This window comes from Rhizobacter sp. P3_B12 (genome assembly GCF_056402895.1).
This window is the reverse complement of record NZ_JBFUGN010000811.1, coordinates 1-2,844: the sequence shown is the minus strand read 5'-3', so window position 1 is coordinate 2,844 and position 2,844 is coordinate 1. Positions and strand designations below refer to the sequence as shown.

The window sequence follows — 2,844 nt, the reverse complement described above, 5'->3', positions numbered from 1 at the left end:
CGACGTCTTGCCGCTGCCATTGACGCCTACGATGACATTGAAGCCCGCATTGAAGTCGACCTTCAGGCTTTCGTGGCATCGGTAGTTGACGAGGTGGACGGAATCAAGCCTCATGTCGGTCTACCTTGTGTTGCTTGAGCTGTTGGGTTCATTGTCGTTGGCAGTGAATGCGCGGGAGCTCTGGGCCTGGCCCGGCGGGCCGCCGTCCCGCGAGTCTAGTGCCATGCCGGCCAGCCCGATGGCATTCCCGATTGACGCCATCGCGCCAGGGCGCGCACAGTGCCGCAGCGCATGTCGCGCGAGGAGATTCGCCATGAAGATGACCCGGCTGACACTGACGCTGTCAGGTGCCCTGGTGTTCGCGCTCGGCCTGGCCACCGGCCTCACCGCGCAGACGCTCACCGATTCGCCGCAGCGCGCCGAGCAGAAGCGCGCCGACCTGAGCGGCACGCCCAACATGGAGGTGATCGCGTCGATCGTCGAGCTGAAGCCGGGCCAGAGCAGCAACCTGCACGTGCACCACGGCGTGGAGGCCTTCCACGTGCTGCAGGGCGCGATGGTGCAGGCGCCCGGCAAGGATGCGTCGATGATGCCCACCGGCCTGACCGGGCTGAACCTGCGCGACGTGCAGCACGGCAGCTTCAAGGTGGTCGGCGAGATGCCCCTGAAGTTGTTCACGGTGCACATCGTCGACAAGAATGCACCGCTGTACGACTTCGTCAGATGACACGCCTGGAACCATGACCTACACCGCCGCGGCCGACCGCTACGAGACCATGACCTACCGCCGCTGCGGCCGCAGCGGCCTGAAGCTGCCGGCGYTGTCGCTCGGCCTGTGGCACAACTTCGGCGATGCCACGCCGCTCACCGAGCAGCGCGCGCTGCTGCGCACCGCCTTCGACCTCGGCATCAACCACTTCGACCTCGCCAACAACTACGGCCCGCCCTACGGCAGCGCCGAGACCAACTTCGGGCGCCTGCTGCGCGAGGATTTCAAGGCCTACCGCGATGAACTGGTGATATCCACCAAGGCCGGCTACGACATGTGGCCGGGCCCGTACGGGCAGGGCGGCGGCTCGCGCAAATACGTGCTCGCGAGCCTCGACCAGAGCCTGCGCCGCATGGGCCTGGACTACGTCGACATCTTCTACTCGCACCGCTTCGATGCCGCGACGCCGCTCGAGGAAACCGCCTCGGCGCTCGCGACCGCGGTGCAGTCCGGGCGCGCGCTGTACGTCGGCATCTCGTCGTACTCGGCCGGCAAGACGGCCGAGATGGCGAAGTTGCTGCGCGAGCGCGGCGTGCCGCTGCTGATCCACCAGCCGTCGTACAGCCTGCTGAACCGGTGGATCGAGGGCGAGCTGCTCTCGACGCTCGAGGGCGAGGGCGCCGGCTGCATCGCCTTCAGCGCGCTCGCGCAGGGGCTGCTGACCGACAAGTACCTGAACGGCGTCCCGGCGGATGCGCGCATCAACAAGCCGGGTGGTGGCTCGATGAAGGCGGAGCACCTGTCGAGTGCCAACCTGGAGCGCGTGCGGGCGCTGCGGGCGATCGCGCAGCGGCGCGGGCAATCGCTCGCGCAGATGGCGCTGGCCTGGGTGCTGCGCGACCCGCGCGTGACGACCGCGCTGATCGGCGCCAGCCGGCCCGAGCAGTTGCGCGAGAACGTCGCAGCCCTGTCACGGCTGGAGTTCAGCGCGCAGGAACTGGCCGAGATCGACCGGCATGCGCAGGATGGCGGGCTCGACCTGTGGGCGCGCTCCAGTCACGACGAGGCGTTCTGACGCTCCGGCGAAACCTCGACGTCCCGCTCGACCTCGTAGTCGCAGCCCTGGCCGACGGCGATCAGCCGGGCCAGCGTCCGCAGGAAACTCGCCGATCCCACGAGGTAGACCGCAGAATTCCAACGGTGTTACAGTCGCGCCCGTGACTTTCAGGTCCTTCCCGTCCCCTTGCTGGTAAATCAGTCAAGGCGGGTCGCAATCCGCCAGCCGGTCTAGCCGTGTCGCGGAAGGTTTCTCAACCCACTACAGCACCGGAAACCGGTGTGAAAGGTGAGCGAAATGATGCAGGAATACAGGTCGAACTCGTACCTGTTCGGGGGCAATGCGCCCTATGTCGAAGAGATGTACGAGGCTTACCTCGACAACCCGGGCTCGGTGCCTGACAACTGGCGCGCCTACTTCGACGCCCTCCAGCACGTTCCTGCCGCCGACGGTTCGTCGGCTGCCGACGTTCCGCACGCACCGGTCGTCGAATCGTTCGCTCAACGCGCCAAGGCCAACGCCTTCGGCAACAAGGCCAGCGGCGCCGACCTCGCGGTCGCCCGCAAGCAGGTCCACGTCCAGTCGCTGATCGCCGCCTACCGCTTCCTCGGCTCGCGCTGGGCCGACCTCGACCCGCTCAAGCGCGTCGAGCGCCCGAAGATCCCCGAGCTGGAGCCGGCGTTCTACGACCTGAGCGAGTCCGACATGGACATCTCGTTCAGCGCGACGAACACCTACTTCACCACCGCCGAGCAGATGACGCTGCGCCAGATCGTGCAGGCGCTGCGCGAGACCTACTGCAGCTCGATCGGCGCCGAGTACATGCACATCACCGACCAGCCCGAGAAGCGCTGGTGGCAGCAGCGGCTCGAGTCGATCCGCTCCAAGCCCAATTTCACGGCCGAGCAGAAGAAGCAGATCCTGAACCGCCTGACCGCCTCCGAAGGCCTGGAGCGCTACCTGCACACCAAGTTCGTCGGCCAGAAGCGCTTCTCGCTCGAAGGCGGCGAGAGCTTCATCGCGTCGATGGACGAACTGGTGCAGCGCGCCGGCGAGAAGGGCGTGCAGGAGATCGTGA

General features: G+C 66.7%; 4 protein-coding genes. 3 read left to right on the top strand and 1 reads right to left on the bottom strand.

Annotated features, from left to right (window positions below; all coding sequences use genetic code 11):
• Positions 1 to 114, bottom strand: a 114-nt coding sequence (locus tag AC1D01_RS28415) for an AAA family ATPase (protein ID WP_477872378.1), incomplete at its 3' end; no start/stop codon positions are given.
• Between the two features lie 199 nt (positions 115 to 313).
• Between AC1D01_RS28415 and AC1D01_RS28410 the strand changes: the two genes are divergently transcribed.
• From AC1D01_RS28410 to AC1D01_RS28400, 3 genes are all read left to right on the top strand, one after another.
• The gene (locus AC1D01_RS28410; protein ID WP_477872376.1) at positions 314 to 727 is read left to right on the top strand and encodes a cupin domain-containing protein; all 414 of its coding nucleotides are present in this window, start codon (positions 314 to 316) and stop codon (positions 725 to 727) included.
• Between the two features lie 13 nt (positions 728 to 740).
• Positions 741 to 1,784: an L-glyceraldehyde 3-phosphate reductase gene (gene mgrA / locus AC1D01_RS28405; RefSeq protein WP_477872374.1), complete on the top strand. Its 1,044-nt coding sequence runs from the start codon at positions 741 to 743 to the stop codon at positions 1,782 to 1,784.
• Positions 1,785 to 2,063: 279 nt separating this feature from the next.
• Positions 2,064 to 2,844: 2-oxoglutarate dehydrogenase E1 subunit family protein (locus AC1D01_RS28400; protein WP_477872372.1), on the top strand; the 781-nt coding region annotated here is incomplete at its 3' end.